Below are 26274 nucleotides of genomic sequence, written 5' to 3' on the forward strand. Positions count from 1 at the left end.
ATCCACGGACATCCCATGCGCGCCTTCACCGCCTTTTTGACACGCCTCGACGCCAAGCTCAGCCTGTTCGCGCTGATCACCGCCGGGGCCGGCCTCGTCCTGATGACCGTGATGGTCGCCTGGGGCGTGTTCGGCCGCTATGTCCTCAACGACACGCCGATCTGGGTCGAGGCCGGATCGCTCTTCCTGATGTCGTGGTTCATCCTGCTCGGCGCCGCCGTCGGCGTGCGCGAAAGCGACCATCTCGGCTTCGAAGTCGGGCTGGTGATGTCGCCACCGCCGCTGCGCGCCGCGATGATCGTCATTGGTGAAGGCCTTGTCTGCGCCTTCGGCTTGGCCATGCTGGGCTATGGCTGGCAGCTCGCGGCCGGGACCTGGGCCGACCGGATGCCGATCATCGGCATCTCCCGCGGCTGGGACTATGTGCCGATCGCGGCCGGCGGCGCGCTGATCGCCCTGTTCGCGCTGGAAAAGCTCCTGCTCTTCATCACCGGTGAAGAACAGGCTCCGCTCGGCTTCGTCCATTTCGGCGAAAGCCAGGAGGCCTGAGCCATGGAACTCTGGATTCTCTTCGGCGTCTTCTCGCTGCTCCTGCTGATCGGCGTCCCCGTGGCCTTCTGCCTCGGCATCGCCTCCGTCGCGACCGTCGCCTTTATGGGCCTGCCGCCCGTCGTCGTCTTCCAGCAGATGAATTCCGGCATGAACGCCTTCGCGATGATGGCGATCCCATTCTTCATCTATGCCGGCGACCTGATGATCCGCGGCGGCATCGCCGAGCGGCTGATCCAGATGGCGGCGAGCCTCGTCGGCCATCTGCGCGGCGGCCTCGGCCAGGTCAATGTCGTCACCTGCACGCTCTTCGGCGGCATCTCCGGCTCGGCCGTGGCCGACGCCTCGGCGGTCGGCGGCCTCATGATCCCGCAGATGAAGAAGCGCGGCTACGACGCCGACTATGCCGTCAACGTCACCGCGAACGCGGCAATCATCGCGCTGCTGATCCCGCCCTCGCACAACATGATCATCTATTCGCTCTCGGCCGGCGGCAATCTCTCGATCGCGGACCTGTTCACCGCCGGCGTCGTGCCGGGCCTGCTGCTCTGCGCCGCGCTGATGGTCGCTGCCTGGGCGGTCGCGGTGAAGCGCGGCTATCCGCGCGAGCCCTTCCCGGGCTTCGCGACCGTCGGGCGCTATGTCGTGCTGGCGCTGCCCGGCATCCTCCTGATCGGCATCATCTTCGGCGGCGTCCGCTCCGGCGTCTTCACCGCGACGGAATCCTCCTGCGTCGCGGTGGTCTATGCCATCCTCGTCACGATCTTCGTCTACCGGCAACTCACCTGGACGGCCTTCGTCGAGGCGACGCTGGGCGCGGTGCGGACTACGGCGATGGTGCTGCTGGTGATCGGCACCGCCGGCGCCTTCGGCTGGCTGATGGCCTTCCTCGAGGTGCCGCGGGCGACGATCGCAGCGATGAAGGCGGTATCCGACAATCCCATCACCATCCTGCTGATGATCAACCTGATCCTGCTGGTGCTCGGCACCTTCATGGACATGGCGCCGATGATCATCATCTGCACGCCGATCTTCCTGCCGGTGGTGAAGGCCTTCGGCGTCGACCCCGTGCATTTCGGCGTGATCCTGATCCTCAACGCCGGCATAGGCCTCAATACGCCGCCGGTCGGCTCGGTGCAGTTCGTCGCCTGCGCCATCGGCCGCATCTCCATCGGCGAGTCCATGCGCACGATCTGGCCCTTCTACGGCGCCAGCATCGCCGTGCTCCTGCTCGTCACCTATGTGCCCGGCCTGTCGCTCTGGCTGCCGCGCCTGTTCCACTGAAGGACTGATCATGACCATCGACATTCGCCAGGTTTCGCACCCCGAGGCCGTCAAGGGTTTCGACACGGCGGAACTGCGACGCCACTTCCTGATCGAGACGCTGTTCGCCCCCGGCGAGGTCAAGCTGACCTATAGCCATCTCGACCGCGTCATCGTCGGCGGCGCCATGCCGACGGGCAAACCGGTGGTCCTGCCGACACCGAAGGCGGTCGGTACCGACGCCTTCCTCAGGCGCCGCGAGCTCGGCATCGTCAATGTCGGCGGTCCCGGCAAGGTTTCGGTCGGCGGCAAGGATTACGCGCTCGCCAAACGCGATGCGCTCTATGTCGGCAAGGAAGCGGGCGAGGTCTCCTTCGCCAGCGACGATGCCGGCAACCCGGCGAAGTTCTACCTGCTCTCGACGCCGGCCCATGCCGCGCATCCGACCAAGGTGATCAGGGAGGCCGATGCCAGGACGATCGCGCTCGGCGAGCAGGCGACCGCCAACAAGCGCGTCATCCGCCAGTACATCATCCCCGGCGTCTGCGACACCTGTCAGCTCGTGATGGGCGTCACCACCCTCGACGAAGGCAGCATCTGGAACACCATGCCGGCGCATGTCCATGACCGGCGCTGCGAGATCTATCTCTATTTCGACGTTCCGGCCGACGCCCGCGTCTTCCACCTGATGGGCGAGCCGCAGGAGACCCGCCACCTCGTCATCGCCAACGAGCAGGCGATCCTCTCGCCCGGCTGGTCGATCCATTCCGGCGTGGGGACGAAGGCCTATTCCTTCATCTGGGGCATGGGTGGCGACAATGTCGACTATACCGACATGGACATGGTTGCGACCGGAGACCTGCGCTGATGCACTCGGCCTTTGACTTGGGCGGCCGGACCGCGATCGTCACCGGGGCCAATACGGGCCTCGGCCAGGCGATCGCGGTCGCGCTCGCCCAGGCCGGTGCCGGCATCGTCGCGGTCGGCCGCTCGAGCATGGCCGAAACGAAGGCGCTGGTCGCCGAGACCGGCAAGCTCTTCCATGAGATCGCCGCCGATCTCGCGACGCTGGAGCCGATCCCGCGGATCGTGGAAGAGGCCGAGGCGGCAGCGAAGGCCGACGGCTCGCGGCTCGACATCCTCGTCAACAATGCCGGCATCATCCGCCGCGCCGACGCGATCGACTTCACCGAGGCCGATTGGGACGCGGTGATGGACGTGAACCTGAAGTCGACCTTCTTCCTGACGCAGGGCGTGGCCAAGCGCATGCTGGCCGACGGCAAGGGCGGCAAGGTCATCAACATTGCCTCGCTGCTGTCCTTCCAGGGCGGCATCCGCATCCCGTCCTACACGGCGTCGAAGAGCGGGCTTGCCGGGCTGACACGGCTGCTCGCCTGCGAATGGGCGGGCAAAGGCATCAACGTCAACGCGATCGCGCCCGGCTATTTCGCGACCAACAACACGCAGGCCCTGCGCGCCGACCCCGAGCGCAACACGGCCATTCTCGCTCGGATCCCGGCCGGGCATTGGGGCGAGCCGCAGGAACTCGGGGGCGCCGCCGTGTTCCTCGCCTCGGACGCAGCCGCCTACATCCACGGCGTCGTGCTGCCCGTCGATGGCGGCTGGCTCGCGCGCTGAGGGAGAACCGACATGGACCGCAGGAACGAGCCTTTCGCCCATGATGCCGATCTCGCCTGGGAGCCGGCCGGCGACGGCGTGGCGCGCAAGATCCTGACCTATCGCGACAATGTCATGATGGTGCGCGTGCGCTTCGAGGCCGGCGCCATCGGCCCGGCGCATAGCCATCCGCATATCCAATGCTCGCTGGTCGAAAGCGGCGTCTTCGACATCACCATCTCCGGGCGCACCGAACGCCTGAAGGCCGGCGACAGCTTCACCGTGCCGCCGGATGCGGTGCACGGCGCCGTCAACGTGGAGGCCGGGACGCTCGTCGACGTCTTCACACCGATGCGGCAGGACTTCGTCTCCTGACGGAACGGCCCTCGGCTGTCCACGTTCGGATTGACTCTCTCATAACCCGTCAGCTATGGATCAATCCCATAACTGACGGGTTATGCTTTTGATCTCGACCGATCACGACCAGCTTTTCAGGACGCTTGCCGATCCGACACGGCGGGCGTTGTTCGAATGGCTGTGCAGGGATGGCGAACAGACTGTGGGAGCCCTGACGATCCGCGCCGGCGTCTCGCAACCGGCCGTGTCGAAGCATCTCGCCGTGTTGAAACAGGCCGGGCTGGTGCGGGACCGGCAGGAAGGCCGCCAGTCCCACTACAGCGCACAACCGAAGGCGCTGGCGCCGCTGATCGACTGGACCAGCCAGATGGGCGGGTTCTGGGAGAGCCGATTCGACGATCTCGAAAATCTGCTCAAGAGGATGGACGAGTGAACGAAGCAGCCACCGAACTCCGCTCCGTCGTCGTCGAGCGAGAATTCCCGCACCCGCCCGAGAAGCTTTGGCGCGCCCTGACCCAGCCGCATCTGATCGCGGAGTGGCTGATGAAGAACGACTTCAAGCCGATCGTCGGTCATCGTTTCGGTTTCAGCGCCGAATGGGGCGCCGTTTCGTGCGAGGTGCTGGAGATCGAGGAGACGAAATCGCTGTCCTACACATGGGGCGATCACGAGCTGAAGACGGTGGTGACCTGGACCTTGACCCCGGCCGGCGCCGGCACGGCGCTGCGCATGGAACAGACCGGCTTCCGGGACAACCAGCCGCGCTACTTCCAGGGCGCCCGGGCTGGCTGGCCGCGCTTCCTCGCCGCGCTGGGGGAATTGCTGGCGCGGATGGGCTGAGGCCAAGTCCAGAGGCGTGAACGCACAGAATTTGAAGAAGGGAGAGCGTGGTGGCCGACACCGCAACCCAGACGGAGAAATCACCGTCCGAACTGATCGACGGGCGGATCGCAGAGCTCGGCGACTGGCGCGGCGAGATGCTGGCCCGGCTCCGCGCCCTGATCCAGCAGACAGTTCCCGATGTCGTCGAGGAATGGAAATGGCGCGGCGTGCCGGTCTGGTATCGCGACGGCATGATCTGCACCGGCGAAACCTACAAGTCGGTGGTTAAGCTGACCTTCGCCAAGGGTGCGGCGCTGGAAGACGCGTCCGGCCTGTTCAACTCCAGCCTGGACGGCAATGTCCGCCGGGCCATCGATTTCCACGAGGGCGATGCGATCGACGAAAAGGCCCTGGCCGAGCTGATCAGCGCAGCTGTTGCGCTGAACGCGTCGAAAACGAAGAGAGCCGGCCGCTCGGGCTGAGCAGCCGGCCCTTTCTTGATCGAGTGCCCACGACTGAAAGTCGCGGGCTCCCGCTGTGCCGTCGTATCAGCCCTTGGACTTCTTCCCGGGCTTTCCGCCACCCTTCTTGCTTGACGAGCCGCCGCCCTTTTCGAACACCTTGTAGAACTCCTCGGCCATGCCGCGCAGAGACCTGCCGATGTTGGCGTATTGGTACTCGTTCAGATTGGCGAGCGAGGCGCGCCCCGCCGGCTGGCGCGTGCCGAAGCCGCGGCCGGGCAGCAGCACGATGCCGGTTTCGTCGGCGATCCTGAACAGCAGCTCGTCCGGATTGACGTTCTTCTTCACCCAGGCCTCGAACTCCGGCCCATACAGGTCTCTGGCCACCGCCGATAGATCGAGCAGCGTGTAGTAATCGACCGCATTCTCGTCGTTGCCCTGGGGGACGCCGAGCTCGCGATAGAGCGCCGCCTCGCGGCGGCGGATCAGCTTCTTCAGCTCCGCCTTGTAGCCATCGGCCTCGTCCATCAAGGCAAAGAGCGAGAACAGCACCATCTGGACCTGCTGCGGCGTCGAGAGGCCGGCGGTGTGGTTGAGCGCCACGGTGCGGCTGTCGGCGACGAGCCGGTCGATGAAGCGCAGCTGGCTGACATCCGGCAGGAGCGAGCCATAGCGCCGGTCCAGCGCCTGCTTGGCGCTCTTCGGCAGCTCGTCCAGCGCCTTGTCGAAGATGGAATCCTTGTGCGTCGCGACGACGCCGAGGCGCCAGCCGGTCGCGCCGAAATACTTCGAGAAGGAGTAGACCAGCATCGTGTTGTGCGGACAGGTCGCGAAGAGCGACCGGAAGCCGTCGGCAAAGGTGCCGTAGACATCGTCCGTCAGGATGAAGAGGTCCGGCCGGTGCTCGCGCACGATGGCCGCGACCTTTTCGAGGCTGCGATCATCCATCTTCACCGAGGGCGGATTGCTCGGGTTGATGCAGAAGAAGATCTTGATCGCCGGATCCTTGAGCTTCTCCAGCTCGGAATCCGGATACTGCCAGCCCTTCTCGGGATCGGCGTCGATCGCGACCTCGACCAGCCCGTATTCGTCGAGCTCGGGAATCTCGATATAGGGCGTGAAGACCGGCATGCCGATCGCGACCTTGTCGCCGCGCTTGACCAGACCGTTCTGCTTCAGCGTGTTGAAGATATAGGTCATGGCGGCAGTGCCGCCCTCGACCGCGAAGAGATCGACGCTACCCGGCGGGATGGAGCCCCCGATCATCTCCTTGACGATGTAGTGGCCGACGATCTGCTCGCTCACCCTGAGCATGCGCGGCGGAACCGGGTAGTTGCAGCCGAGGATACCCTCGACCATCTCGTGCAGGAACGCGGAAGCCGAAAGGCCGAGCTGATCACGGACATAGCTCAGCGAGCGGCCGAGGAAGACGACGCCGGGCTGGTCGCGGTTCTCGGCGATGAAGCGCTCGAAGCGCCCCTCGATGCCCTCGATCTGCGGCAGGCCGCCGATGCCGTTGGGCATATAGGAGTAGGAGAGCTCCGCCTCCGCCGTGGCGAAGAGGCCGAGCCGAAAGAAAGCCCGGCGCGGCAACGTCGCCAGGAAGTTCGGATTGCCGCGTCCGGCATTGAGCATCAGGCGGTTTTCGCGGCTTGAAGCCAGCTTGATCAGTTCGTCCTTGAGCTCGAAGGGGCTGAGCTTGGCGTATTTGCTGTAATCAGTCGCCATAATACGTCTCCTCGATCAAATCAGGTGAAAGCCACGACGAGCGGGCCGAGCAATGTCAGGAAAACGTTCGCCAACGCATAGGTGATGGCGAAGGGAGTGGTCGGGATGGAGTTCCCGGCCTTGTCCAGAACCTCGCCGAAGGCGGGGTTGGCGCTGCGCGAACCGGACAATGCGCCGGCAAAGACGGCGGTGTTGTCGTAGCGCAGGATGTAGCGCCCGACGAGCATGGTGATGATCAACGGCAGGATCGTGACGACCACGCCGATCAGGAAGATCGACAGGCCACTCTGAGCGATGGTGGTGACGGCCTGGTGCCCCGACTGGAGCCCGACCACCGCGACGAAGCCGGCAAGGCCGAGATCGCGCAGCAGTGTCGAGGCCGCCGTCGGCATGTTGCCGATGGCGAGATTGCGGCTGCGATACCAGCCGAAGAGCAGGCCGGACAGCAGCGCGCCGCCGCCGCTGCCGAGCGTCAGCGGGACATCGCCGATACGAACCACCAGCAGGCCGATCAACAGGCCGACGACGAGGCCCAGACCGTGGAAGACGAAATCGGTCTTGTCGCTGGAGACCAGCAGCGTGCCGACCACCTTCGCCACACGCTGGACATCTTCCGCCGTGCCGTAGAGCGTCGCGACGTCGCCGGCTTCGATGACGGTATTCTCCGTCAACGGAAGCGGCTTGCCGGCGCGCTGCAGGCCGGTGACGTAGATGCCGTGGCGGAGATTGCCGGCCGTCGCATCTCTGATCTGCTGCACGGTCTTGCCGATGAAGTCTCGGCTGGCGATGGCGACGTCGCGGCTGAGCACGACCAGATCCATGCCATCGGAGGACTGGAGCTCGGGGCCGATCTTGCTGGCCGCGCCGACGACGCCCGCACGCCGGCCGACGACGAGGATGGTGTCCCCGGGCTTGAGCTTGAGGTCCGGTTCAACGCCGATCACCGAACCGTCGCGCTTGAGGCGCTCGATGGCGAAGGCGGCAGGACCGGCCAGGGCCTCGACTTCCGCGATCGAGCGCCCTGCGACACCCTCCACCTTGAACAGGCGACCGACCAGATCAGGCGCCGCCGGGTGCTCGCCGGCGCCATAGACCCGGATGCCCGCGAGCATCTCGGCCTCGGCCTTGATGGCGTCGTCCCGGATGCTGCGGCCCATGAGCCAGGGCAGAATGTTGACGCAGACGATGATCGCGCCGAAGGAGCCGAAGATGTAGGTCACGGCATAACCGATGGCGACGTTGCCCTGCAGGCGCTGGGCTTCATCCGCCGCCAGCCCGAGTTTGCCGATGGCTGCGCCGGCGGTGCCGATGATCGCCGATTGCGTCAGGCCGCCGGCCGCGATGCCTGCCGCCAAGCCCTTGTCGAGCCCGAACATCCTGGCGAGGATGACGACGGTGGCGAGGCCGCTGAGCGCCAGCACCGCCGCCATGACGATCTCGCGGATCGATTGCCGACCCAGGGAGCGGAAGAACTGCGGTCCGCTCTCGAAGCCGACGGCATAGATGAACAGCGCGAAGAGGACAGATTTGATGCCGTTGTCGATGGTGACGCCGACCTGGCTGATCAGGACCGCTGCGAGCAGCGAGCCGGCGACACCTCCGAGCTGGAACTTGCCAAACTGGAACTTGCCGACCCAGTAGCCCACCGCCAATGACAGAAAGAGAGCAATTTCCGGGGATTGATGGAAAATCGACGATAGCGCCGCCACAGATCGCCTCCCAAATGCTGGAACAGAACTGATCGAAATCAAGCAAACGATAACAGCGGACAGAACTCTAGACGCGAATTCACATATGACTCAAGGAGCGATATTCGGAGCACTGCCTCTGCAGACGCGCACGGCCAGAACATCGACACCAGAAACAATATTCAACATGGCAGAATTCAAAACTGTCATTTTGACGATAATTTTATGACTTGGTCAGGCATCTCGCCGCTTTCCACTCCCGGCCAAAGCTGTGGCTATGGCGACTATATTTCGGCGTTCTGAGCGAGCACCACCCTCACCGGGATCAATGCCGCCAAAGCTTCGGCCGGCACCAGTCAAGACCGCTCTTCGGCATGAACAACAGCCAAGATCAACGAGCACCTTTTATGACAGCTCGAACAAGGCTGTAGCGCCCTTCAAAAAAAACGCCCAGTATCGCCGCGATCCGGCCCATCCCCGCGATGGAGCCGATCCGGCGGTCGAGATGGCAGGGGAAGGGAATGCGGATGCCTGGATTTTCGCAGCGCGCGGATGAAAGACTGCGCCCTGGAATTCTCTGCCTTGCGGCGATGGCCCTGGCCGTTGGTCTCGCCTTGAATCCCGCGACCACCGCCCTCGCCCAGCAAGCCGCCCCGGCGAAGATTCCGGTGGGCACCGTCCCCGCTGAAAAGCGGCCCGTCGAAAAAACCGCCGATTTCGTAGGCCGCATCGCAGCCATCAACCGCGTCGACATCCGCGCGCGCGTCACCGGGTATCTCGAAGAAGTGCTCTTCAAGGACGGTGCAAACGTCAAGGAAGGCACGCCCCTCTTCCGCATCGAACGGGCACCGTTCGAAGCGGCCGTCGAACAGGCGCAAGGCGCGCTGGAAGGCGCGCAGGGCACCTTGCAGAATGCCATCGTGCAGCGGCAGCGCGCCGAGGATCTCCTGCGCACCAGTGCAGGGTCCGTCGCCGTCCGCGATCAGCGTGTCGCCGATGAGAAGAGCGCGCAGGGCAACCAGACGATCGCGGAAGCCAATCTGAAGACTGCGCAGATCAATCTCGGCTACACGGAAATCACGGCCCCGATTGCCGGCCGGATCGGCCGGACCAAGGTTACCAAAGGCAACGTCGTGGGCCCCGATAGCGGCGTGCTCGTCCAGATCGTCAGCAACGACCCGATGTACGTCAACTTCCCGGTCAGCGAGCGCGAGTTCCTGGGGCTGAAGACGAACTCGGTCGCGGAACTGAAGGACCCGCCCTCCGTCAGTCTCAGATTCGCGGACGGCAGCGCATATAATTACAAGGGCCGCGTCGACTTCGTCGACGTCTCGGTCGACCGTTCCACCGATACGGTTCTGGTGCGCGCGGAGGTTCCGAATCCGGACGGCAAGCTCATCGACGGCACGCTCGTGCGCGTCACCGTCCAGGCCGACAAACCCGAAGAAAAGGTCCTGATCCCCCAATCGGCTCTGATCGCCGATCAGCAGGGCCCCTATGTCTTCGCGGTCGAGGACGGCAAGGCCGTGGTCAAGCGCGTCAAGATCGGCGCAGAGGTCGGCGCCTATGTCGTCGTCGAGCAGGGCCTCGTCGGCAACGAGCAGATCATCGTCGAGGGGCTGCAGAATCTGCGGCCGGGGTCGCCGGTCCTGCCCTCGCCCGTGCCTGCGCCGGTCGGCCGGAGCTGAGCCATGTTCACCTCCGTCTTTGTCGACCGGCCGCGCCTGGCCATCGTCATCGCGCTCGTCACCACGATCGCGGGCCTGTTGTCGCTCTTCGCCATCCCGGTGGCACAGTATCCCGACATCGTGCCCCCGCAGGTCTCGGTGACGGCCTCCTATCCCGGCGCCTCGGCGGCGGTAATCGAGGCGACCGTGGCCCAGCCACTCGAGGCTCAGATCGTCGGCACCGACAAGATGCTCTACATGAAGAGCGTCAGCGGCAATGACGGCAGCTATTCGCTGCTCGTCTCCTTCGAGCTGGGAACCAACCCGGACATCAACAGCGTCAACGTCAACAACCGCGTGCAGGTCGCGCTGTCGAAGCTGCCCCAGGAGGTGCAGCGCAACGGCGTGACGGTGAAGAAGAAGTCCTCGGCCCTGCTCGGCGTGATCGCGGTCTATGCGCCGAAGAACAACTACGACACGCTGTTCGTCTCGAACTACGTCACGATCAACCTGCTCGACTCCATCCGCTCGACGCCCGGCGTCGGCGACGCCGCGCTGTTCGGCGCTCAGGATTATTCGATGCGGGCCTGGGTCCGCACCGACAACCTGACCGGTCTCAACCTGACGACCGGCGATATCATCAGCGCCATCCAGTCGCAGAACACGCAGGCCGCCGTCGGTCGGATCGGCGCCCGTCCGATCTCGGACGATCAGCAGCTGCAGCTGAATATCCAGACCAAGGGCCGATTGAGCTCGCCGGAGGAGTTCGGCAAGATCGTGCTGCGCACCAATCCGGACGGCTCGATCCTGCGGCTCTCCGATGTCGCGCGGCTCGAGCTCGGCGCCGCCAATCTCGACCGCGACACGCGGCTGAATGGTGGCCCCGCCGTGCTGATCGGCGTCTACCAGTCGCCCGGCGCCAATGCGATCGCCGCGCTCGACGCCGTCAAGAAGACGGTCGGCGACCTGTCGAAGTCCTTCCCGGAAGGGCTGGAGTGGAAGGTCACCTACGACCCCACGGCCTTCGTCGAGGCGACGATCCATGAGGTGCAGAAGACGCTGATCGAGGCCTTCGTCCTCGTCGTCCTCGTGGTCTTCCTGTTCCTCGGCAATTTCCGCGCGACGCTGATCCCGACGGTCGCGGTGCCGGTCAGCCTGATCGGCGCCTTCGTCGTCCTTAACGCCATCGGATACTCCGCCAACACGGTGTCGCTACTCGCCGTGGTCCTCGCGATCGGCATTGTCGTCGACGACGCGATCGTGGTGATCGAGAACGTCGAGCGCGTGATGGAGGAACATCCGGAGCTGACCCCCGCCGAGGCGACGAAGAAGGCGATGAGCGAGATCGTGGCGCCGATCATCGCGATCACGCTTGTGCTGCTCTCGGTCTTCGTGCCGGTGGCCTTCATCCCCGGCATTTCGGGCGAGCTGTTCCGGCAGTTCGCGGTCACAGTCGCCGTGGCGATGGTGCTCTCCGCCATCAATGCCCTGACGCTTTCCCCGGCGCTCTGCGCCGTGCTGCTCAAGCGCCATGAAGGGCCGCGGCATGGGCCGATCGCCCGCCTCATGCGCGGGATCGACTGGGTGCGCGACCGCTACGGCTCCGCCGTCGCGCGCCTCGTGCGGGTTTCCTTCATCAGCCTCCTGCTGACCGCCGCCTTCGGCGCCGGTATCTACGGGATGAGCCGCATCACGCCGACGGGCTTCCTGCCCGACGACGACCAGGGCGCCTTCTTCATCGTCGCACAATTGCCCGACGGCGCCTCGATCGGCCGCACCTCCGCAGCCATGGCCCAGGTCGAAGGCATCCTGAAAACCGAAAGCGCGATCGCCGACTACTCCACCGTCATCGGCCTCAACTTCCTCGACAATTATTCGCAGCCCAACGCCGCCTTCGTCATGATTTCGCTGAAGCCCTTCGATCAGCGGCCAAGCCGCGAGGATTCCGCCGAAGCGATCATCGCCCGGCTCTCGCAGAAGCTCAGGGCGGTGCGCGACGGTAACGTCGTGGCTCTGGCCCCACCACCGATCATCGGCCTCGGCAGTGGCGGCGGCTTCAGCTACGTCGTGATGGACATGGGGACATCGGATCCCAAGGCGCTCGGCCGGGCGCTGCGCGGCCTCACCATCGCGGCCAATCAGGACCCGCAGCTGCGGCGTGTGTTCTCGACCTTCTCGGATTCCGCTCCGTCGATCTATCTCGACATCGACCGGGACAAGGTCCAGATCCTCGGCGTCGAGCTCAGCAACGTCTTCCAGGCCCTGCAGGCCTCGCTCGGCGGCTACTATGTCAACGACATGAACCTGTTCGGCCGCACCTGGCAGGTTCAGGTCCAGGCGGACGGCGCCGATCGCGCCTCGGTCGACGACATCTACCGCATCAATGTCCGCAGCCGCGCCGGCGACATGGTGCCGCTGCGCAGCTTCGTCGAGGCGAAGGTCGTTGTCGGGCCGCAGGCGCTGATCCGCTACAACAACCGCCTCGCCGTGACCCTGCAGGGCTCGCCCGCGCCTGGCGTCTCCTCCGGCGCAGCGCTCGCCGCGATGGAGGCGGTTTCGGCCAAGACCTTGCCGGCGAACTATCGCGGGGCCTGGACCGACGTGTCGTTCCAGGAAAAGCGCGCGGAGGGGCAGACCGGAATCATCCTCGCCTTCGCCCTGCTCTTCGCCTATCTCTTCCTCGTCGCGCTGTACGAAAGCTGGACGATCCCGATCCCGGTGCTGCTCTCGGTCGCGGTCGGCCTGCTTGGCGCCTTCGCCGCGATCGTGGTCGCCGGATTGACGCTCGATCTCTATGGTCAGATCGGCATCGTCGTGCTGATCGGCCTGGCGGCAAAGAACGGCATTCTGATCGTCGAGTTCGCCAAGGAGATGCGCGAGAAGGGACATCCGCTGCTGCATGCGGCGACGGAAGGGGCGCGTCTGCGCTTCCGCCCGGTGATGATGACCTCCTTCGCCTTCATTCTCGGCCTGCTGCCGCTCGTCATCGCCGAAGGGCCGGCGATGCTCGCCAGGCGCAATGTCAGCACGCCCGTGTTCGGCGGCATGATCGCGGCGGCCTTCATCGGCATCTTCGTCATCCCGGCGCTCTATGTGGTGTTCCAATCCCTGCGCGAGCGCGTGCGCCCATCGACGCGCCCCGAGGAGAAGCCGGAGGCAGCGGCATAGGGCGGGGGCGGAGCCCAGCGAGGGGCGGAACCCTGTCGGAACGGCTATTGTGATCCTTTCGGCGCTCGGCTCTTCAGGGATGCCAGAAGGCAGCCGAGCCAGCTGCCGCTCCGGGGCGGCGCGAGCGGTTCGCGCGACCGCTCGACACGGCAGAGAATCTCGATCTCCTCGATCGAGAGATCGAGAAAGACCAGAAGCATCGGGTTTGAAGCCAACGGCACATCGCCTGCCGGAGCGCTGTCGGGATCCATGGATCGACCTGCCCCAAGTGAGATGGTCGATCCCGATTGATCCCCTGCGGCTTCGCCGGCAACTCCCATCTGGGAGGCGCGGGCTCGCGCGCCACAATATTCGGGGCGGAGATGCCAGGGGCATGCGCCGCAATTCTTCGGCCGCCCTGATCTTCTAGCGCCAGAATGGTTGAAGCTCGATCAGCGCGCCATGGGCCTCGATGGCGGATGCGAGCAGCTTCTGCTCCTTCGCCTCGACATCGGCCAATGCCAGGCCGGCGGCAAACTGGACGGAACCGACGGCATCGGAGCCGACCACGCGCTTCATCAGCTGCTGGCCGGCTGCGATGTCGTTGAGCCCGCCGAGGCTGCTCTGCAGTTTCGAAAAGACCGATGCGAAGGCCTTCTGGAGTTTGCGCTCCTTCTTGCCTTCATAGAGGCTGGCGAAGAATTCGGCGCCGTAGCGCAGCTTCTTGGCCGCGATGCGGACCTGATGCCGCTCCTCGATGCCCAATGCCGCGAGGTTTCGGCCGCGCTTCTCCACCTGCCGCCTGCGCTTGTCGAGCATCCGCGACGCGAAGGGTCTCACGGGCTGGTCGCGCTCGGTATCATTCTGCGCCGTGAGCCACGGCCCGGCGTTGATCCACGCGACCAGATCGATCAGGAAGCGCCGCCAATCCTCCGAACGCAGCGTCAGCACCACCGCGAGATAGGCTTCGGCACACTGGCTCTGAAGATGCTTTTCGAGGCTCAGCAGCTCGGCATGATCGGGATGGCGCGCCAGCTCCGCCGGTAGCGTCTCCGTGAGGAAGACATCCAGGTTTCGGGCCCGCCCGAAAGGCTGCGACAGGCGCTTCAGTTCCGCCTTGATGCTCTCGAACCGATCGTCGGCCAGGAGGTCCTTGAACAGCGACATTGCCGAGCGGAGCCTGCGGATCGCGACGCGACCCTGATGCAAGGCGTCGACGTCGTGGCGGCCGAGCAAAACATCCTCGTTCAGCCGCAGCTGGCGCAGGCAGCCATGAGCGATGCTGCGGAATGCGTCGGCGGCCGTCATGTCGTCCGACAAGTCGATCGGCTCGGCCTTGTGAGCCCGATCGCCCTCCCCATCGATCAAGCCGAACCCGCGCTCCGCCTTGCTCACGACGCCGAGACGCACAGGGACCTGCTCGCAGATTTCACGCGCGAGAGCGAAGAGGTCTTCGGCCGTTCCCTGCTTCAGCTCGAGCTCGATCTCGCTAATCGCCGCGACGTCCGAACCATTCTCCGCGCCAGGATTCGTCACGCGTCCCTGGTCCAGCGCAACTTCGATCCGAGAGCTTCCCTGGCTGACGAGGCAAGTGGCGCGCTCGACGGACACAGTGAACAGCGCGGCGAGCTTCGCCTTCCTGCCGAGCAGCTTCGCGAGCGGTGTCCCGCGCAGGGCATCCCGATCGGGCTCGGGGCCGTCGACCGGCTCCTCCCATTCGCGCCGCTCGATCAGCCCGTCACCGCCTGCCTTCACCGTCTGGACATGGCGATCATCGGTTCGTCTCACCCGCAGCACGTAGCCGCAGGCCTGCAGCAGGCGCTCGGAGGTGTCGAAATAGGTCGACTCCAATCGACCTGTGCTCAGTGCCTCGGCGGCAAAGCGCGGCCATTCTCGCAATCCAGCCAAGTCCGAGGGATCGCAAACCAGCTTCAGCTCGACTTCCTTCGGATCGCTCATGCTTTGGCCCCGACAAGCTCCGCCAAGACAGGGAAGGGAGACGAAGGCTAGCGCGTCCTCAGGCTCGTGACGATGATCGAGGTCAAACCGTCATGGGGAGCAAAATCTCCGACATATTTGCTTGCTCGACGGCGCTGCTTCCTTCGCCGCCGACATCGATGCCAAGACCGTTCCCTTCGCGGTCGAATTCCAGATGCCCTGGGGCACCGCAGCACTCAACGTCGCGGCCTCGAACATCGAGCCCAGCCTCCATCTCGGCGCCGGCAACGACAGCATGATCCCGCCCCCGGTCCAGCGCAAGGTGGCCGCTGCTCGTGAAGCGCGGCTCGGCCTCGCTCTTCAATCGTAGCCGCTCGCTGTCCCCCGACTCGCGAAACCAGATGCTCGCGCAGCCCGCCTCTTGGTGACGGCCGCCCGTCTTTCGGCGGATCGGCGGCGCGTATTGCAAAGCGGCGTCGGCGTTGCCGTGGTCGACCCTCTCTCCCCGGTCTTTTCCGGGCATTACGATCTGGCTACCCGCCCCCTCATGCCCGCTTCCGAGGTGACGGCCTCGGCCGTCCGCTCGCGCAAGCGCCCGGATCTCGCGCGCGGCCGACGCCTTCCTGTGCGGGTCAGGTTGATCACCGCCGAGACAGCCGCGAACACGGCCAGGACTGAGCGCGATGGCGCTATGCAACGCGCGAATGTCACCCCGGAAATCTGCATAGACGGCGCCATTGTGTGGCCGCGCGGGCTGGCCCAAGGTTTCCGGGCTGCCTGCCGGCGGCAAGTATCGTAAGACGACGCAGGCCGGCCCGACCGGCTGCGCCCCATTCGAACGGACCGACATGACTGCCACCGCCAGGACGCCTGACACTGACACGGCCATCGCCACGGCCGTCGCCGCCCAGCGCCGCTGGGTGGGGGCCCTGTTCGACCGGCTGGCGGCCGGCAGCCGCGACGAACCCGGCATCACCCGCGACACCTATGGCGCCGGCGCGGATTTCGGCCATCGCCTGCTGACCGAACACGGCAAGGCGTGCGGGCTTGCCCTCTCCCATGACTTCGCCGCCAACACCTATGTGACCCTGCAAGGCCGCGACGCCGCCTCCCCGCGCATCCTGATGGGCTCGCATCTCGACAGCGTGCCGCATGGCGGCAATTTCGACGGCGCGGCCGGCGTCATCGCCGGACTCGTCGTCATCGAGACCTTGCGCGCGCTCGGCATCCAGCCGCGCTGTGACGTCACGGCGATGGGCGTGCGGGCCGAGGAGAGCGTCTGGTTCCAGGTCTCCTATATCGGCGGCCGCTCGGCGCTCGGGACGCTGCCGGACGGCGCGCTGGAAGCGAAGCGCATCGACGATGGCCGTGTGCTCGCCGCCAGCATCGACGCTTGCGGCGGCAATTCCGCGGCGATCCGCCGGCGTGAGCGCCATCTCGACCCCGCGGCGATCCGTGCCTTCCTCGAAGTCCATATCGAGCAGGCGCCGAGCCTGGTCGAATCCGGCCTGCCGGTGGCGATCTGCACCGGCGTGCCCGGCAATTTTCGTTATCCCGATGCGCGCATCGTCGGGCGGCACGACCATGTCGGCACTCCCCGCCGCTTCCGCCGCGACGCCGCCATGGCCGGCGCCGAATTCGCCGTGATGCTCGACCAGATCTGGCAGGAGGAGGAGGAGGCTGGCTTCCCGATGGCCGTCACGCTCGGCCGCTTCCACACAGATCCGGCCGTCCATGGCCTGACCACGGTTCCCGGCAGCTTCGCCTTCAGCCTCGACGTGCGCGCCTATGACCCTGCCGTGCTGGAGCGCGTCGAGGCGAAGATGATCGCCGCCATCCGCGAGATCGAAGCGCGAAGGCGCGTCACCTTCGAACTCGGCGCCCGCGCCAGCGCCGCCGTCGGGCCGGTGGACCCGTCTATCGTAGCGGGATTGGAGGCCTCGGCGGATCGGCAGGGTATCGCGACGATGCCGCTCGGCAGCCCGGCCTCGCATGATTCCGCCGCCTTCGCCGCTGCCGGCGTCCCAATCGCGATGCTGTTCGTGCGCAACGAGCATGGCAGCCACAACCCGCAGGAGACGATGGCGATCGAGGATTTCCTGGCCGCCTGCACGATCCTTGCAGATTGGGTCGTGCAAGAAGTCGCCTGAAGCGCCGAGCGATGCCATGCTGAACGACCAGCCCACCATCTCGGGATTTCACCGATGAACCGCCGCCCCCGCATCCTCGTCCTCAACCCCAACTCGAACGAGATGGTCACCGAAGGGCTGCGCCAGGCGCTCGTGCCGCTCAGCTTCGCGGAGGGCCCGGAGATCGTCTGCGAGACGCTGGCGGAGGGGCCGATTGGCATCGAGACGCAGGAGCATGTCGAGAGCGTGGCCCTTCCTCTGCGCCGCCTGATCGAGGCCGCAAACGACGTCGATGCCTTCGTCATCGCCTGCTATTCGGACCCCGGCCTCCACATCGCCCGTGAGGGCACGCAGAGCCCGGTCTTCGGCATCGCCGAGTGCGGCGTGCTGACGGCGCTGACGCGGGCCGACCGCTTCGGCGTCATCGCGATCAAGTCGCGCTCGATCCCGCGCCATATCCGCTATCTCCGCCAGATGGGGCTGATGGACCGGCTGGCCGGCGAACGCCCGCTGGAGATGTCGGTGGCCGAGAGCGCGTCCGGCGAAGGCACGCTCGCGCGCATGATCGCGATCGGGCGCGAGCTCCGGGACGAGGACGGCGCCGGCGCCATCGTGATGGGCTGCGCCGGCATGGCGCGTCATCGCAGGCCGCTGGAAGATGCGCTGGGCGTGCCCGTGATCGACCCGACGCAAGCGGCGGTCGCCATGGCGCTCGGCACGATCATGGTGCGCTAGGCAGTTTGTTTGAGTTACCAGCCCTCATCCTGAGGAGCGCCGCAGGCGCGTCTCGAAGGATGTTTCAGGAGGCTTTCGAGCGCTCTGGAGCATCCTTCGAGACGCCGCTTTGCGGCTCCTCAGAATGAGGGCTTGAATAGCCGAGTAGACGTTGGGCTGGAAGGATAGAGCAGATGACGGCAACCTACGATCTGGTCATTCGCGGCGGCACGGTCGGCTCCGCGACCGGCAGCTTCCGCGCCGATGTCGCGGTCAAGGACGGCAAGGTCGCCGCACTCGGTCTCGGCCTTGCGCCCGGCGCACGCGAGATCGACGCGACGGCAAAGCTCGTCCTGCCGGGCGGCATCGACACCCATGCCCATGTCGAGCAGGTCTCGGCCGGCGGGCTGCTCAACGCCGACACCTTCGAGAGCGCCACGATCTCGGCCGCCTTCGGCGGCAACACCACGCTGATCTCGTTTGCCGCCCAGCATCGCGGCCTCGATCTGCGAGAGGTCGTCGACGACTACGCCGCGCTGGCCCGGCGCGGCGCGCTGATCGACTACGCCTTCCACCTCATCGTCGCCAACCCCGACGCCAAGACGATCACGCAGGATCTGCCGGCGCTGATCCACGAGGGCCATGCCTCGATCAAGGTCTTCATGACCTATGACCTGATCAAGGTCGATGACGAGCCGCTGCTCGACCTGCTGCTGACGGCGCGGCAGAACCGGGCGCTGGTCTGCGTCCATGCCGAGAACCACGGCATGATCTCGTGGATGGGCAAGAAGCTCGTCGAGAAGGGCTATGTCGCGCCGAAATACCACGCGATCAGCCATCCTCGCGGCTCGGAAGCCGAGGCCTTCAACCGGCTGATCACGGCGGCCGAACTGCTCGACCAGCCGATCATGATCTTCCACGTCTCGACTGCCGAAGGGGCACAAGTGATCCGCGATGCGCGCGGGCGCGGCCTCAAGGTCTTCTCCGAAACCTGCCCGCAATATCTCTTCCTGACCCGCCACGATCTCGACAAGCCGGGCCTTGAGGGCGCGAAGTGGATGTGCTCACCGCCGCCGCGCGAGCAGGCGGACCAGGATGCACTCTGGCAGGCACTGGCGCTCGGGGACATCCAGACGGTCTCCTCGGACCACGCGCCCTATCGCTTTGACGAGACCGGCAAGCTCTCGGCCGGACCGAACCCGAATTTCAAGCAGATCGCCAACGGCCTGCCCGGATTGGAGACGCGGCTGCCCCTGCTCTTCGACGCGCTGGTCTCGAAGGGTCGCCCCGAATTCGCCGGGCGCGGGCTCGATGCCTTCGTCAGCCTGACGGCGACCGCGCCCGCCGCGATCTACAACCTGCCGGGCAAGGGCGCGCTCCTGCCCGGCTACGACGCCGACATCGCGATCTGGGACCCGCAGAAGGCCGTCACCATCACCGACGAGGCGATGCATGACCGCACCGGCTTCACGCCCTTCGCCGGCCGCAGCGTCACCGGCTGGCCCGAGCGTGTGCTCGTCAGGGGCGAGGAGATCGTCGCTGACGGCGCGCTGCGGGGGAAGCCCGGCACCGGCCGCTGGCTGAGCCGCAAGGGCGGCTGGGCGACGGAGCCGACGGGGCGCCTTGTCGCCGATATGGACCCGGGCTCGAATTTCGGCGCGGCGATCCTCGACTGACGCGCATTATTCCGCCTGCGATTTTCAGCGGCTGGCGGCCGGAACCACAATGCGCTCATCGGGACGCATGGCCCGGAGCGCATTCATCCTCCGGGCACCGGCCGCCCTCGCCGGTCGCACCGCCAGACGAGGCCTGCGTGTGCGAGTTCAGTCGTCGACTCGCGCATCCCTTCGGCAGAACTGCACGACGTTGGAAGGCGGCGGAACGCTCTCGGCGTGGCTTGCAGTGTCCAGCACGAGCTCGATCGCCTTTCGCAGGCGCTCGTCTTCAGGATTTTTCTCGGTCACGCAAAGCAGGGCGCATTTGAGAAAGATGACGCACTGGTCATGATCTGGATTGATGTGCTGCGTCATGTTCATGGCCTGCTCGGATAGCGGCGCGGCATGAGAGGCAGACGATAGAGCTTTGAACGCATAATGGCCCCACGCGGTACACACTGTTTCAATTTGGGCCGGCACAGTCATAGCAGGCGATGGAAGCGCAAGCTTGGGGCCAGCGCGTTGTGCGCCCTTAGGAGGCATGGCATTCGCGCGGCTTCTCGCTAGATCTGGCAAGCGGTTCAAAGCATTGGCCAGGGCTTTCACGATTGTCCCCGCCTGCACGCTACGAGCGCGACCATCGCCGGGTTGCGATCCGAAAGAAAAGGAAATGGCGCTCCCGAGGGCATCTGGCTCGCCAACGGGCACGTTGCCGAAATCAGTACGTTCGAGGCTAAAATCGATGCCTTCCCGGCGCGCTACGCCAGCGCTAGGCTCCGCTAACGCAGCGCCGCCTTGGCGAGCCGCATCTGCCGAGGCGGAACATGCAAGCCGATCTGATCATTCGCAACGGCCATGTCGTCGGCATGGACAGAGACTTCTCGGTCCATGTCGGCGGCGCGGTGGTGGTTTCCGGCAATCGGATCGCCGCTGCCGGACCGGCCTCGATCGCCGAAGGCTTCACGGCGAGGCAGGAGATCGACGCCGAGGGCGGGCTGGTTATCCCCGGTCTGATCAACAGCCATTGCCATTTCGCGATGACGCCGTTTCGCGGCCTCGGCGAGGGCCTGCCCGACCGGCTGGAGCGCTTCATGTGGCCATTGGAGCGCGACATGGTCGATGGCGATCTGGTCGAGGCCGGGGCGACCCTGGGCGCGATCGAAATGGTCGTCGCCGGCACGACCTGCGTCGTCGACAGCTATACTTATCCCGAGCGGCGGGCACTGGCGGCTGAGAAAGTCGGCATCCGTGGCCTGATCGGCCAGACCATCATGAACCAGCGGACGCCGGATTCGCCGGACTGGCGCGCGGGGCTCGGTCGTGCTGAGGGCTGGCTCGCCGATTGGGCCGGCCATCCGCTGGTGACGCCGATCCTTTCGCCGCATTCGCCTTACGCGCTCGACGACGAGGCGCTGGCCGGCATCGTGGCGCTGAGCGACCGTAGCGGCTGCAGCGTCACCATGCATGTCTCCGAATTCGAGTGGGAGGCACAGCGCCTGCGCGAGCGGCGCGGCCTGACGCCCATCGCCCATCTCGATGCGCTCGGCTTCTCCCGGCGCGTGTTCATCGCCGCGCATTGCATCTTCGTCGACGACGACGACATCGCGATCATGGCGCGGGGCGGCATGAGCGTCGCGCACAACATGGTCGCCAACATCAAGGCCGGAAAAGGCGTGGCCCCGGCGGCGAAGCTGCGCCGTGCCGGCGTTGCCGTCGGGCTGGGCACGGACGGCCCGATGAGCGGCAACGGCATCGATACCCTCGGCCAGCTCGGCTATGTCGCCAAGGTCGCCAATCTGATGGCGTTGAGCAATGCCGCGATGCCGCCGCGCGACGTGTTCGAGATGGCGACGATCGGCGCGGCGCGGGCGATAGGCATGGCCGATGAACTCGGCTCCCTCGAAGCCGGCAAGAAGGCCGATATCGCGATCATCCGGACGGATCTGCCGCATATGCAGCCGCTCTACGACGTCTATACCTCGCTCGTCTTCAGCGCGACGACCCGCGACGTTCGCGCCACGATCGTCGATGGCCGCGTCGTCGCCCGTGACGGCGCGCCCCTTCTAGCTGACATGGGCGCGGCAATCGCGGGGGTGCGCGCGGCGGGTGCGCGCCTGGCTGCGCATGTCGGCCTGCCGCCGCTGGAGATGAGCGGCGGCCACGCCATCCCGCCTGCACGGCCCTTCCGGTCCCCAGCCACGGAGCAATGATGAGCAGGATCCCCGTTCAATCGATCTTCTGCCCCAGCCGGCGCACGCTCCTGGCCTCCGGCCTCGCCCTTGCCGGCGGAGGCCTGAGCATCTCGGTCGCCCGCGCGGCCGGCAAGGATGTCGTGAACGCACAGCTCAGCTGGCGGCTCAGCAACAACCAGCTCGGCGAGATCGCCGCCATAAAGCTCGGCTACTACGAGGCCGAAGGCATCGAGCTGAAGATGCAGCCGGGCGGCCCCAGCAATGACGGCGTCGCCATCGTCGCGTCGGGCCGGGCCAATGTCGGGCAGCTCTCATCCTCGCCTTCCCTGCTGCTCGCAGTGTCCCAAGGCATCCCGTTGCGCTGCTTCGCCTCAGCGCTGCAGCGGCACCCGTTCACATTCTTCTCGCTGCCGCGCGCTCCCGTGCGCACGCCGCAAGACATGGTCGGCAAGCGCGTCGGCATCCAGGCGACCGCGCGACCGCTGCTGCGCGGCATGCTTCTGCGCAACGGCCTCAAGGAGAGCGACGTCAAAATCACCGTGATCGGGGCTGAGCTGACGCCGCTGCTCACCGGCCAGGTCGATGTCGCGACCGGCTGGATGTCGAACGGCCTTGCCGTCGGCCCGGACCGGATCGAGCTCGCCTTGTGGGACTGCGGCGTGCGCCTCTACGCCCTGCCCTATTACGCGACACATGAGACATTGGCGAAGCACAAGGACGTCCTCGCCCGCTTCGTGCGCGCCAGCGCCAAGGGCTGGGCCTTCGCCTACCAGAATGTCGAGCAGGCCGTCGCTTATCTGCTGGAGAACCAGCCCGAGCTCGACGCGGCCAATGCGATGGCGACCGCAAAATCGCTGATCACCTTCGCCTATGACGAGACGACGCGAACACAGGGCTGGGGAGCGATGTCGCAGACACTGTGGCAGGACCAGATCGACCTGTTCCGCGAGCTCGGCGAGTTCACCGCGCGCGTCCCTTCGGCAGACGAGGTTTATACGCCTGAGATCCTCGCCCTGACGCAAGACTCGCGCCCGCGGCTGGGCTGACCATGGCCAACACCCCGGACGCGAACATGCATGCGGCGCTCGAAGCCGCCCGCGAAAGCCCCAACCGCGTGCGCCAGGTCGGCGCCATCCTTCGGTCGAGCGACGGCACGGCGATCGCCGCGTGCAACACCTTCCCCGCCGGCGTGCGCGACCTGCCCGAGCGCCACGAGGGCGACGGCCGCTTCGTCTGGATGGAGCATGCCGAGCGCCATGCGATCTTCGCCGCCGCACGGCGCGGCATCGCGACGGCGGGCGCCACGCTGACGACAACGTTCTTTCCCTGCATCGACTGCGCGCGCGCTATCGTCGATGCAGGGATCGTCTGCGTGGAGACCCCGCCACCGGCCTTCGAAGACCCGGTCTGGGGGCAGGCCTTCATTCGATCCAGCGTCATCCTGGAGGAGGGCGGTGTCGCCGTAAGGCATGTCGACGTCGCGGCGGTCACCCCCAGCTGAGGCATCGCGCTGCGCAACGCCGCGGCAATTGCCGGCGACTTGTGCATGTTCTCATTGCGGCAACACTTCGAACGAAATTTTGTGATATCTGAGTACGCCGGTTAATGATCTACTCCCCCGATAAGGCGGTTACCGCCACATAAAGGGGACGATGATCATGCCGCTCGACAGACGTGATTTCCTGCGTTGCGCCGGTGCCGCCGCCTTCTCCGGACCGCTGCTCTCGATAGAAGCCCAAGCCCAGGGCAAGGCCACCGTCAACATGCAGCTGGGCTGGATCGCCGGCGGCAACCAGATCGGCGAGGTCTGCGCCAAGGCGCTCGGTTACTACGAGGCCGAGGGCATCGAGATGCGCATCCAGCCCGGCGGCCCGAATGTCGACGGCGTCGCCGTCGTTGCCAGCGGGCGGTTCGAGGTCGGGCAGGTATCGTCGAGCCCATCGCTGATGCTCGCCGCCTCGCAGGACCTGCCGGTGGTCTGCTTCGCCGCCGGCTGCCAGAAGCACCCCTACACCTTCTATTCGCTGAAGAAGAACCCGGTGCGCGAGCCGAAGGACTTCATCGGCAAGAAGGTCGGCATCCAGTCCACCGGCGTCATCCTGCTGCGCGCGCTGCTGGCCCAGAACAAGATTCCGGAGAAGGACGTCACCGTCGTCCCGATCGGCGCGGAGATGACGCCGCTGCTCACCGGCCAGGTCGATGTCGTGACCGGCTGGGAGACCAACACCACCGCGCTCAAGGTCCTCGGTCCCGATCGGGTCGGGATGTCGCTCTGGGATGCCGGCGTGAAGCTCTACGCCCTGCCCTATTACGCCACGGTCGACACGCTGAAATCCAAGAGCGACGTGCTGGCGAAATATCTGCGCGCGACCGCAAAGGGCTGGGCCTATGCCCATGCCAATCGCGACCAGGCGGTCGCCCTGCTGATCAAGGAATATCCGAACCTGATCGCCGCCGACGAACGCGAGGCGCTCGATGTGATGCTTGCCTTCTCCTTCGGCCCGCAGACCAAGGCCGAGGGCTGGGGCACGATGGATGCGACCGTCTGGCAGCAGCAGATCGACCTCTATGCGGCGCTCGGGCAGTTCACCAAGCGCACGCCGAAGCTCTCCGAGGTGATGACGCTCGACGTGCTCAGGATGACGGCCGACGCCCGGCCACGGATCGGTTGATCCGATGGCCACGCTCGCCATGATGGAACCGCGCCGGGCCGATGCAGCGCGGCCGGCAGGCAGCACCGCCGTCGGCTGTCACAACCTCTCGGTCCGCTTCGTCACCGAGCGGCGCACCGTGACCGCGCTGGAGAATGTCAGCTTCTCCGTCGAGAGCGGCGGCTTCCTCAGCCTGCTCGGCCCTTCCGGTTGCGGCAAGTCGACCTTGTTGCGGGTCGTCGCTGATCTGATCCCGCCGAGCTCGGGCCAGGTCACGGTTCTCGGCCAGACCCCGCAGCAGGCCAGGCTCCAGCGCGCGCTCGGCTTCGTCTTCCAGGACGCCGCCCTGCTTCCTTGGCGAACGGCCTTGCAGAATGTCGAGCTTTCGCTCGAGGTCGGCGGCCGACCGCCCCTGCCCTCGGGCATGCCCACCCCGCGCGAACTGCTCAAGCTGGTCGGGCTGGAAGGCTGGGAAGGCAGCTTTCCGCACGAACTCTCCGGCGGCATGCGCCAGCGCGTTTCGATCGCCCGCGCGCTGCTCGGCGGCCCGCGGCTCCTGCTGATGGACGAGCCCTTCGGCGCGCTCGACGAGATCACGCGCGACCGGCTGAACGAGGAATTGCGCCGCATTTGGCGCGAGACCGGCACGACGATCCTGTTCGTGACCCACTCCGTCTACGAGGCGCTCTTCCTCGGCGAGCAGGTCCTGGTGCTGGCAGCCAATCCCGGCCGCGTCGCCTCCCTGGTGGATATCGACCTGCCGCGGGACCGCACGCTCGCGATCCGAGAGACGCCCGAATTCATGCGCACCGCCACGGTCCTACGCGCAGCGCTGGGAGGCACCGAATGACGCTTGCCACCGCGATCTCGCACAACGAGACCATTGCAGACGCCGAAGAGGGCTTTCGCCGGGCCCGGCGCCGCGCGCAATTGCGCCGGCGCATCCTGCCCTTCGTCGGCATCGCCATCTTCCTCGGAATCTGGGCCGCGCTGGTCTACCTGTTCAAGGTCCCGCCCTTCGTCGCCCCGACGCCGCTTCTCGTGGCGCAGACGCTGATCGGCAAGAGCGGCATCCTTTTGTCGAACCTCGTCCCGACCGCGATCGAGGCTCTCGCTGGCTTCCTCCTCGGCAATATCGTCGCGATCATCATCGCGACCGCCTTCGTCCATAAGAAGACGCTGGAAGAGACCTTCTTCCCGACGGTGGTGTTGATCAACACGATTCCGGTCGTGGCCAAGGCGCCGATCCTCGTGCTGCTGCTCGGCAACGGCATGGAACCCAAGATCGCGATCGCCGCGCTGATCTGTTTCTTCCCGACGCTGGTCAACATGGTGCGCGGGCTGGAGGCGGTGAACCCGCAGGCGATGGAGCTGATGCGGGTGCTCTCGGCCTCGAAGCGCGAGGTCTTCTTCAAGCTCCGGCTCTACAACTCGCTGCCCTATCTGTTCTCGGCGCTGAAGATCTCGGCATCGACCTCGGTCGTCGGCGCAATTGTCGGCGAATGGATCGGCTCGAATGTCGGCATCGGCGCGCTGATCATCCAGGCGACCTACTCCTTCGACTCGGCGCTGCTCTACGCGACCGTGATCGTCGCCTCCTGCTTCTCGATGCTGTTCTTCCTGAGCGTGACCATGCTCGAGCGCCTGATCGTGCGCTGGCAGCCCGTCAACGCGCACTGACACCCCGCCAAAACAT

24 protein-coding genes are annotated in these 26274 nt (G+C 66.0%); 20 read left to right on the forward strand and 4 right to left on the reverse strand.

Annotated elements, in window-relative coordinates; translation table 11 throughout:
* Positions 1-15: 15 nt before the first annotated feature.
* From AB4Z16_RS01240 to AB4Z16_RS01275, 8 genes are all read left to right on the forward strand, one after another.
* Entirely contained in the window at positions 16-549 is a 534-nt protein-coding gene (locus AB4Z16_RS01240; protein ID WP_441509503.1) for a TRAP transporter small permease, read from the forward strand.
* Positions 550-552: 3 nt separating this feature from the next.
* A complete protein-coding gene (locus AB4Z16_RS01245; RefSeq protein WP_441509504.1) occupies positions 553-1833 on the forward strand; it encodes a TRAP transporter large permease in 1281 nt (426 codons plus the stop codon).
* Between the two features lie 10 nt (positions 1834-1843).
* The gene (kduI, locus tag AB4Z16_RS01250) at positions 1844-2680 is read left to right on the forward strand and encodes a 5-dehydro-4-deoxy-D-glucuronate isomerase (RefSeq protein ID WP_441509505.1); all 837 of its coding nucleotides are present in this window, start codon (positions 1844-1846) and stop codon (positions 2678-2680) included.
* The gene (kduD, locus tag AB4Z16_RS01255) at positions 2680-3450 is read left to right on the forward strand and encodes a 2-dehydro-3-deoxy-D-gluconate 5-dehydrogenase KduD (RefSeq protein ID WP_441509506.1); all 771 of its coding nucleotides are present in this window, start codon (positions 2680-2682) and stop codon (positions 3448-3450) included. Before kduI ends, kduD begins: the two co-directional genes overlap by 1 nt.
* A 12-nt stretch (positions 3451-3462) precedes the next feature.
* Complete coding sequence (locus tag AB4Z16_RS01260; RefSeq protein ID WP_441509507.1) at positions 3463-3804, forward strand: cupin domain-containing protein; 342 nt, start codon at positions 3463-3465, stop codon at positions 3802-3804.
* Between the two features lie 82 nt (positions 3805-3886).
* Positions 3887-4219, forward strand: coding sequence for an ArsR/SmtB family transcription factor (locus tag AB4Z16_RS01265; protein WP_441509508.1), 333 nt, complete (start codon positions 3887-3889; stop codon positions 4217-4219).
* A complete protein-coding gene (locus tag AB4Z16_RS01270) occupies positions 4216-4626 on the forward strand; it encodes an SRPBCC family protein (protein ID WP_441509509.1) in 411 nt (136 codons plus the stop codon). The genes AB4Z16_RS01265 and AB4Z16_RS01270 overlap by 4 nt, the downstream gene beginning before the upstream one ends.
* 47 nt (positions 4627-4673) lie before the next feature.
* Positions 4674-5090 (forward strand): DUF1801 domain-containing protein, encoded by a 417-nt coding sequence (locus AB4Z16_RS01275; RefSeq protein WP_441509510.1) that lies wholly within the window; start codon positions 4674-4676, stop codon positions 5088-5090.
* A gap of 66 nt (positions 5091-5156) precedes the next feature.
* Here AB4Z16_RS01275 and AB4Z16_RS01280 read toward each other — a convergent pair whose 3' ends face one another.
* The gene (locus AB4Z16_RS01280) at positions 5157-6797 is read right to left on the reverse strand and encodes a bifunctional aspartate transaminase/aspartate 4-decarboxylase (protein WP_441509511.1); all 1641 of its coding nucleotides are present in this window, start codon (positions 6795-6797) and stop codon (positions 5157-5159) included.
* Positions 6798-6817: 20 nt separating this feature from the next.
* Positions 6818-8506: an aspartate-alanine antiporter gene (aspT, locus tag AB4Z16_RS01285; RefSeq protein WP_441509512.1), complete on the reverse strand. Its 1689-nt coding sequence runs from the start codon at positions 8504-8506 to the stop codon at positions 6818-6820.
* 506 nt (positions 8507-9012) lie between these two features.
* On the opposite strand from aspT, the gene AB4Z16_RS01290 reads away from it, so the two are divergent.
* On the forward strand, positions 9013-10173 hold the full coding sequence (locus tag AB4Z16_RS01290; protein ID WP_441509513.1) for an efflux RND transporter periplasmic adaptor subunit: 1161 nt from the start codon (positions 9013-9015) through the stop codon (positions 10171-10173).
* Between the two features lie 3 nt (positions 10174-10176).
* Positions 10177-13320 (forward strand): efflux RND transporter permease subunit, encoded by a 3144-nt coding sequence (locus AB4Z16_RS01295; RefSeq protein ID WP_441509514.1) that lies wholly within the window; start codon positions 10177-10179, stop codon positions 13318-13320.
* Positions 13321-13725: 405 nt separating this feature from the next.
* Here the strand turns inward: AB4Z16_RS01295 and AB4Z16_RS01300 are convergent, their stop codons facing one another.
* Positions 13726-15258: a CYTH and CHAD domain-containing protein gene (locus AB4Z16_RS01300; RefSeq protein WP_441509515.1), complete on the reverse strand. Its 1533-nt coding sequence runs from the start codon at positions 15256-15258 to the stop codon at positions 13726-13728.
* A 121-nt stretch (positions 15259-15379) separates the two neighbouring features.
* Between AB4Z16_RS01300 and AB4Z16_RS01305 the strand changes: the two genes are divergently transcribed.
* From AB4Z16_RS01305 to hydA, 4 genes are all read left to right on the forward strand, one after another.
* Complete coding sequence (locus AB4Z16_RS01305; RefSeq protein ID WP_441509516.1) at positions 15380-15607, forward strand: hypothetical protein; 228 nt, start codon at positions 15380-15382, stop codon at positions 15605-15607.
* A 478-nt stretch (positions 15608-16085) separates the two neighbouring features.
* Positions 16086-17387, forward strand: a complete 1302-nt coding sequence (locus AB4Z16_RS01310; RefSeq protein ID WP_441509517.1) for a Zn-dependent hydrolase — start codon at positions 16086-16088, stop codon at positions 17385-17387.
* 54 nt (positions 17388-17441) lie between these two features.
* Positions 17442-18101 carry an aspartate/glutamate racemase family protein gene (locus AB4Z16_RS01315; RefSeq protein WP_441509518.1) on the forward strand — a complete coding sequence of 220 codons (660 nt, stop codon included), beginning with the start codon at positions 17442-17444 and terminating at the stop codon, positions 18099-18101.
* Positions 18102-18274: 173 nt separating this feature from the next.
* Positions 18275-19756 carry a dihydropyrimidinase gene (gene hydA / locus AB4Z16_RS01320; protein ID WP_441509519.1) on the forward strand — a complete coding sequence of 494 codons (1482 nt, stop codon included), beginning with the start codon at positions 18275-18277 and terminating at the stop codon, positions 19754-19756.
* 147 nt (positions 19757-19903) lie between these two features.
* Here the strand turns inward: hydA and AB4Z16_RS01325 are convergent, their stop codons facing one another.
* A complete protein-coding gene (locus tag AB4Z16_RS01325) occupies positions 19904-20116 on the reverse strand; it encodes a hypothetical protein (protein ID WP_441509520.1) in 213 nt (70 codons plus the stop codon).
* Between the two features lie 443 nt (positions 20117-20559).
* Between AB4Z16_RS01325 and AB4Z16_RS01330 the strand changes: the two genes are divergently transcribed.
* The 6 genes from AB4Z16_RS01330 (at position 20560) to AB4Z16_RS01355 (ending at position 26258) form a co-directional block, all read left to right on the forward strand.
* Complete coding sequence (locus AB4Z16_RS01330) at positions 20560-21945, forward strand: amidohydrolase (protein ID WP_441509521.1); 1386 nt, start codon at positions 20560-20562, stop codon at positions 21943-21945.
* Complete coding sequence (locus AB4Z16_RS01335; RefSeq protein WP_441509522.1) at positions 21945-22973, forward strand: ABC transporter substrate-binding protein; 1029 nt, start codon at positions 21945-21947, stop codon at positions 22971-22973. The genes AB4Z16_RS01330 and AB4Z16_RS01335 overlap by 1 nt, the downstream gene beginning before the upstream one ends.
* A 2-nt stretch (positions 22974-22975) precedes the next feature.
* On the forward strand, positions 22976-23428 hold the full coding sequence (locus AB4Z16_RS01340; protein ID WP_441509523.1) for a deaminase: 453 nt from the start codon (positions 22976-22978) through the stop codon (positions 23426-23428).
* Between the two features lie 151 nt (positions 23429-23579).
* Positions 23580-24599, forward strand: a complete 1020-nt coding sequence (locus AB4Z16_RS01345) for an ABC transporter substrate-binding protein (RefSeq protein WP_441509524.1) — start codon at positions 23580-23582, stop codon at positions 24597-24599.
* Positions 24600-24603: 4 nt separating this feature from the next.
* Positions 24604-25428: an ABC transporter ATP-binding protein gene (locus AB4Z16_RS01350; protein WP_441509525.1), complete on the forward strand. Its 825-nt coding sequence runs from the start codon at positions 24604-24606 to the stop codon at positions 25426-25428.
* On the forward strand, positions 25425-26258 hold the full coding sequence (locus AB4Z16_RS01355; RefSeq protein ID WP_441509526.1) for an ABC transporter permease: 834 nt from the start codon (positions 25425-25427) through the stop codon (positions 26256-26258). The genes AB4Z16_RS01350 and AB4Z16_RS01355 overlap by 4 nt, the downstream gene beginning before the upstream one ends.
* The last annotated feature ends 16 nt before the right edge of the window (positions 26259-26274 follow it).

Source organism: Allobosea sp. TAF32 (genome assembly GCF_052113585.1).
Classification (GTDB): domain Bacteria; phylum Pseudomonadota; class Alphaproteobacteria; order Rhizobiales; family Beijerinckiaceae; genus Allobosea.